The sequence below is a fragment of the Sporosarcina koreensis genome, assembly GCF_001531445.1.
GTDB lineage: Bacteria > Bacillota > Bacilli > Bacillales_A > Planococcaceae > Sporosarcina > Sporosarcina koreensis_C.
The window spans coordinates 1-6,422 of record NZ_LQYA01000041.1 but is presented as its reverse complement, the minus strand read 5'-3'; the positions used below and the strand labels follow the sequence as shown (position 1 = coordinate 6,422).

Below are 6,422 nucleotides of genomic sequence, written 5' to 3'. Positions count from 1 at the left end.
AGCGATTGGACTGCATTTATGATCACTTGTCCCGATTTATGAGCGCTTGGACTGCGGTTATGATCACTTTCCGCAGTTTGTGAGAGCTAAGCCGGCTTACGCTTTTCTTTGTCTAGACTCCAGCGGCCAGACGCTCGGGTCATAAGTCAGCCCCGCTACATGGCAAAAAGCGCCGTTTCGCAGGTCAGCCTTATGCCTGTCGCATCTAGGCGGCCGCTTACGCTTTTCTTCGTACCCATCCAAGCCCCATCGATCCTTCGCCCAAATGCGTGCCAATCACAGGACCGAAGTGGCTGATCGTGAAATGGACGTTTGGCAGGCGTTCCGACAGTTCCGCTTTCCATGCATCTGCTTCTTCAGGCTGGTTAGCGTGGATGATTGCTGCTTCTAACGGCATTTTCTCCGCATCTTCCGCGAGCAGGTCCGCGATTCGTTTCATCGCTTTTTTGCGTGTGCGGATTTTTTCGAATGGGACGATCACTTTGTCATGGAAATGAAGGATTGGCTTCACTTGCAGCAGTCCGCCGATCAATGCTTGTGCACCGGAGAGTCTGCCGCCGCGTTGTAGATGCGCAAGGTCGTCCACCATGAAGTAGGCGCTCATCGTCTTTTTCATTTCGTAGAGCTCCTTCATGATTTCGGCAGGACTTGCTCCTTCTTTCGCCATTTCTGCTGCCCGGATGACGTAAAATCCTTGCATATAGCAGGACAGCTCCGAGTCGAATGCGCGGACGTCGATGCCCTCAGTCATTTCGCCTGCCTGGACAGCGCCTGCGTAAGTGCCGCTAATGCCGCTTGAAAGGTGGATCGAAATGATGGCATCATGATCCGTTTTCAACGATTCGAATAGCTCGACGAATTTCCCGACAGGCGGTTGGGATGTTTTCGGCAACGGACCTTCCCCGCGCACTTTATTGTAGAAATCCGCTGACGTCAGATCGATTTCCTCCTCGTAGGCTAGTCCATCGATCGTCACCGTCAAAGGGATGACGTGGATATCAAGTTTCTCCACTATGTATGGAGGCAAATATGCCGTACTATCTGTTACAATTGCTGTTTTCACTTCTAATCAACTCCTGCATCATATTCTACTTGATATGCAGGTGAAAAGAAAAGCCCTGTGGGTTCATCTTTCGAGCTGCCGTGCCCAATGGTTCGCTTTGTTGGAAAACATGACGATCTCCTCTTTCGACAAGCCGAATCGCTTGCCAATGGAATCGATTTTTTCCATATCGAAACGCTCCGTCGCGATAGCAAGCTCCAAGTAAGCGGTCAGGTCGGTTTTCTTTCCTTGCAACGTTTCCGCGACTTCTTCGGAAAACGGGAACAGCGGTAGGATGTCGTCCCAGCTGCGCTTCATGATCGCGTCAAGCAACGAGAACAGCCCGACGAAGAAATGCTCATCGCCGTTCGGGTATCCCGTACGGATTGCGACGAGCTCGCACATTTTCGCGCGGGACATCGAGTAGGAAACGAGCGCTTTGATGCGGCCGCTCGATGAATGGTCTCCAATGTTCTGAAGCATCAATACCCGCATCCATTTCTTCAGTTCGCGCAATCCGATCAGGACGAGCGCCTGTTTAACTGAACCTACGCTTTTCGGGACTTCGAAGTTCATCGTGTTAATATAGCGCAGCAGTTTGTATGTCAGTGAGATGTCATGGAGTATGAGGTTTGCGATTTCGTCGATGTCAGGATCGTTTTCATTCAGCTTACTGATGATCTGCATATGTAGATTTAGGTTCGCAGGGATTTCGACACCTTTGATAATCTCGGGTTTAGCAAAGAAATATCCCTGGAATAGGTCGTATCCGCTCTTTTTCGCAATTTGGAACTGCTCTTCCGTTTCAATCTTTTCCGCGAGCATTTTGATATGCGGATACTTTTTAATGAACCTTTCGATGTAGCGCCTGCCCTTTTCATCGACCGCTAGGAAGTCTACTTTCACGTAATCGATCAGCTCGAACAATTCGGGATGTAACCTATATTGGTCTTGTACGATGAAGTCGTCGAGTGCAAAACGAAACCCGTCCTGCTTGATTTCCCGTATTCTCGAGATGAGCGCCGGGGTAATTTCGACGTCCTCCAAAATCTCAATGATAATGCACTCCGGCTTCAGGTTTGAAAAGATGTCCTTGATAAGCAGTTCACCGGAAAAATTGATGAATGACTTCGATTTCCCAGAAATTTGATCGACACCGATTGATAGAAACGTATTAATGAGCAATTGGATTGTCGCCTGTTCGGGGTCGATGTCTGGAAAACTGTTCTCTTCACTATTGCGGTAGAGCAGCTCGTAACCGTAAATGCGGCCTTCGCTATCCAAAATCGGCTGTCTTCCTACAAATATATGCAACTCCATTTTCCCACCTCGCAATGCAAACAGTATACCAAAACTGGTTCTCTTTTACTATTAATTTTCAAACTATTTTAATAGCGACATATTGGGAAAAATGATATGTTGGAAGAAAGTTATAGATTGGGGGAGAGTTCACAATGGAAACGCTTATATTTGAACAAGATGGGCATATCGCGAAGGTGACATTGCATCGCCCGGAAGCGATGAATGCTTTCAATTATGAAATGCTGTCGGAACTAGGACAAGTGATCGAGTCGATTCGCATTAATCCCGATATACGGGTTGTCATTTTTACAGGCTCCGGGGACCGTGCATTCAGTGTGGGGGCTGATTTAAAGGAGCGGCGCATGCTGACGGATTCACAAGTGAAGCGGAATATTTATAAAATCGGCGAAGTGTTTACGATGGTAGAAAATTTGCCGCAGCCGACAATTGCCGTATTGAACGGCTATGCTTTCGGCGGTGGAATGGAACTGGCGCTTGCGTGTGATTTTAGATTTGCGGCAGATTCAGCCGTGATGGGTCTGACGGAGACCGGGCTTGCCATCATCCCGGGAGCTGGCGGGACGCAGCGTCTGCCAAGGCTGATTGGTGAAGCGAAGGCAATGGAGCTCATTTTGACCGCAAGACGGTTGAAGGCGGACGATGCGCAATTATATGGCATGTTGACAGGAGTCGCTCCGGCGAACATTTTGGAGGAAACGGTGGACCGTTTTGTCGAGGAGCTACTTGCGAATGGACCGATCGCATTGCAACAGGCGAAATTTGCAATCAAGCACGGGATGAACACCGATTTGCAGACAGGGCTAGCGATCGAACGGAAGGCATATGAGCTGACGATTCCGACGGAGGACCGGTTGGAGGCGCTTGCGGCATTTGCTGAGAAGCGGAAACCGTCGTTTAAAGGCAAATGATAATGGAACGTCCTGGGGATTGCGAGTTCGCATCTATTTCCGGGACGTTCTCGTTTGTTCGGAGAGAGTTATCGTTCTCTACCGGATAGTTTTCGTTAATCCGGAAAGACTTCTCGTTCTTCCCCGATAAGTTCTCGTTTACCCGGAATGACTTCTCGTTCTTGCCTGATAAGTTCTCGTTAACCCAGATAGACTTCTCATTCACAACCGGTCCGTCGTGAAATTCCTGCGGCGCGTCACTTGTTTGGCGACTTGCCATGACGCGATTAACTGAACTATCATTTCCTCAATATGGTTGAGCAGTTCGTCCGTTTTGGTCATATGCGTTTGGACGAGGCATTGGTTCATATGAAGGTAGATGGCCATGAGCCGGTCGCTTCGTTCGGCTTCGTGGTCGGTTGTTGTCATGAGTTCGAAGAGGAAGTCCTGTGCTTTTTGCAGTGTGCGGTCGCGCTCGTCGGTGTCACCTGCTTCTATCGCCCACTTGCACTGCTGGATATTTTTCTGAAGTTCGTTGAGCAGGAGAAGGACGTATTCCATCATCGAAAGTGTGGAGGCGCTCGCTTCTTTGTAGATTTGGATGGCTTTTTCGATGTCTACGGTTGTCATGGTTGGTGCCTCCAGTCGCTTTTTCTTTTGTATCGGCTTTTTTATGTTCATTTCAATCGTTTTGGGCCGATATAAAGATGGAGATATCGACAAAAGTTTAAATCGGGGTGATGGAATGCGTGTTTTAAGCGGTGAGCATATTGCTGTTTCGGCGAATCGTTCGATGCGGAATACAGGTCAGATTGAGAAGAGTTTGGTGAAGCTCGGCTCCGGCGTGAAGATTGCGAAGGGCAGCGATAATGCGTCGGGCCTGTCGATTTCGGAGACGATGCGTGCGCAGATCCGCGGGATTTCCCGGGCGCAAAGCAATATGCAGGACGGACTGTCTGTTCTTGAGGCGTCGAATGAAGGGCTGAATAATGTGAATGGCCTGTTGCAGCGGGCACGCGAGCTTGCGGTGATGAGCTCGAATGATACGTTAACGGTGAATGACCGTGCTGCGAGCCAAGTGGAGCTTGAGAATTTGCTTGGTGCTGTGGATGATACGGCGACGAAGCTTGAGTTCAATACGAAGAAGATATTGGGCCAAGAGGGTTCGTTGACGTTGCAAGTCGGAGCAAATCCGGGACAGCAGATGAAGATCACGCTTGTGGATGTCAGTTCAAAAGCGCTTGGCCTTGAGGGTGCTTCGTTGGAACTGCGGGACCTTGCTGAAGGGTTGATTACCAAAATCGATGATGCAATCAAGACGGTTTCCGGACATTTGACGCGGATTGGTTCGAATATGGAGGCGGTCGAGCATCATTTGACGAATGCGTTGACGTTCGAGAATAATTTGACGAAGTCGCTGTCGTTGCTTGAGGATACGGATATGGCAAAGGAAATGATGAATTTCGTCAGTTTGGATATCCGCCAGCAAGGGGATCATCTGCTTGTGAAGCAAGTGAATCAGAATATCCATAGTGTCATGTCGTTGTTTTCGAAGTGAGTAGGCGTTGGGAGTTTTCCCTGCCTACTCTTTTTTTGCGTTTTCGCAACGGGGTGATGCGGAGACGATGCGGGCTGCTTTGACGACAGTAGAGAGGATATTTGTGGCGCCTTGTCTGTCTGCGACGTGGGCGGCACGGATGAAAGGGCTCAGTTCACTGTTGACGATATAGCGCGGCTTGATTTCGTTGAGTGCGATGGCCATGATGTCGTCTTTGCATCTGTCGCAGTTGCATGTGAGATGGAGTTCTTTTTCATATTGTTGCAGGACGGCTTGGACGACTTCTTCCATAACATTATATACAGGCATGTTTCGACACTCCTAGTGTAAAGAGTTGTTTTCTTTTCATTGTAACATTACTGGTAAAATTTACGAATTGTAGGAAAGGAGCATTAGCTGGTACAGGTCTTTAGAATCACATCGGGATGTTATATAAGTCTCCTTGCACGGCGCTGGAACGAGAGGATGGACGCTTAGTGAAAGGTAAAAAGTGCATAAAAAAAGTCGAGTTCCTAATGCAAGGAACCGACTTATTTCTTTCTATCAATTATTCTTCGGTGTCTTCATCACTTTGGTATTCTAATATATCCCCTGGCTGACAGTCCAAAGCCTTGCAAATCGCCTCTAAGGTTGAAAACCGGATCGCTTTTGCCTTCCCATTTTTCAATATGGAAAGGTTCGCCATTGTAATTCCAACCTTCTCCGTAAGTTCAGTTACGCTCATTTTCCGCTTCGCCAGCATCACGTCAATATTAATGATAATCGCCATTGTTTTCACCTCAGACCGTCAAATCATTTTCAGATTTTATATTGATTGCTTCCTGCAACAGTCTTTGGAGTACAGCAGCAAAGACTGCGATGACAAACGGAGCAAAAATAGGAACCATTGAGAAGATGATGAGACCTGGCGCATCATCTAGCTCCGCTACCATTGCCATAAATGGTAGAACGATCACATACACACCAGTAATCACCAATGCAAAGCGTTTAATTTTCTTTAGAGCTGTAACAGACAAATCTGAGAAAGCTTGGTTCTTGTCGATATAGCTTAACAATTTAAAAGCCTGTAACAACGCTCCGAAAAAAGGTATGACAGAGATATACATACCAATCACGATTGGATAAAGTATATGTGCATAATCCGGGTTGGCTGGATTTTTTAGTAAATAATAGATTCCAAATACACTTAACGCTAGGACGGGAGCTCCAATAAGAAAAACTGCCATCTTTAAAAATAATGTTGATCCTCGTTTCATCAAAAGCACCTCGCATGTTTAGTATGATTTGATTATAGTTTTTTATTTATCGAATATCAATAAATAATTATCGAATATGGTTAAATTAATGTTGTATAGAGATATATTGAGCGATGAGACAAATTGGATTTATGCGTATTTTGAACGGTTTATGCATAAGTTAGGGGATTTATGCGTTTATGGAATGCGTTTTGCGTGATTTAGCAGATTTATGCGTTTCTGGGACGCGTTTTGCGTGATTCGGCAGAATTATGCGTTTCTGGGACGCGTTTTGCGTGATTCGGCAGATTTATGCGTTTCTGAGACGCGTTATGCGTGATTTAGCAGATTTATGCGTTTCTGGGACGCGTTATGCG

At 47.0% G+C, this 6,422-nt stretch carries 8 protein-coding genes; 2 read left to right on the top strand and 6 right to left on the bottom strand.

All coding sequences use genetic code 11. The features are described 5' to 3' along the window. Window positions 1–217: 217 nt before the first annotated feature. A complete protein-coding gene (locus tag AWV70_RS06530) occupies window positions 218–1,063 on the bottom strand; it encodes a DegV family protein (RefSeq protein WP_060205391.1) in 846 nt (281 codons plus the stop codon). A 63-nt stretch (window positions 1,064–1,126) separates the two neighbouring features. Further along, entirely contained in the window at window positions 1,127–2,362 is a 1,236-nt protein-coding gene (locus AWV70_RS06525) for an EAL and HDOD domain-containing protein (protein WP_060205389.1), read from the bottom strand. Between the two features lie 134 nt (window positions 2,363–2,496). On the opposite strand from AWV70_RS06525, the gene AWV70_RS06520 reads away from it, so the two are divergent. After that, complete coding sequence (locus tag AWV70_RS06520) at window positions 2,497–3,273, top strand: enoyl-CoA hydratase-related protein (protein WP_060205387.1); 777 nt, start codon at window positions 2,497–2,499, stop codon at window positions 3,271–3,273. A gap of 201 nt (window positions 3,274–3,474) precedes the next feature. On the opposite strand, the gene fliS is transcribed toward AWV70_RS06520, so the two are convergent. After that, window positions 3,475–3,882, bottom strand: a complete 408-nt coding sequence (fliS, locus tag AWV70_RS06515) for a flagellar export chaperone FliS (RefSeq protein ID WP_060205385.1) — start codon at window positions 3,880–3,882, stop codon at window positions 3,475–3,477. Here fliS and AWV70_RS06510 point away from each other — a divergent pair. Continuing rightward, window positions 3,866–4,810 (top strand): flagellin, encoded by a 945-nt coding sequence (locus AWV70_RS06510; RefSeq protein ID WP_306464372.1) that lies wholly within the window; start codon window positions 3,866–3,868, stop codon window positions 4,808–4,810. The genes fliS and AWV70_RS06510 overlap by 17 nt on opposite strands. A gap of 24 nt (window positions 4,811–4,834) precedes the next feature. On the opposite strand, the gene AWV70_RS06505 is transcribed toward AWV70_RS06510, so the two are convergent. The 3 genes from AWV70_RS06505 to AWV70_RS06495 all read right to left on the bottom strand — a co-directional run bounded on the left by AWV70_RS06505 (window position 4,835) and on the right by AWV70_RS06495 (window position 6,066). Further along, the gene (locus AWV70_RS06505; protein WP_060205384.1) at window positions 4,835–5,119 is read right to left on the bottom strand and encodes a late competence development ComFB family protein; all 285 of its coding nucleotides are present in this window, start codon (window positions 5,117–5,119) and stop codon (window positions 4,835–4,837) included. A gap of 238 nt (window positions 5,120–5,357) precedes the next feature. Next, window positions 5,358–5,579, bottom strand: coding sequence for a helix-turn-helix domain-containing protein (locus AWV70_RS06500; protein WP_060205382.1), 222 nt, complete (start codon window positions 5,577–5,579; stop codon window positions 5,358–5,360). Between the two features lie 10 nt (window positions 5,580–5,589). After that, window positions 5,590–6,066 carry a DUF2975 domain-containing protein gene (locus tag AWV70_RS06495; RefSeq protein WP_060205380.1) on the bottom strand — a complete coding sequence of 159 codons (477 nt, stop codon included), beginning with the start codon at window positions 6,064–6,066 and terminating at the stop codon, window positions 5,590–5,592. Window positions 6,067–6,422: the final 356 nt, after the last annotated feature.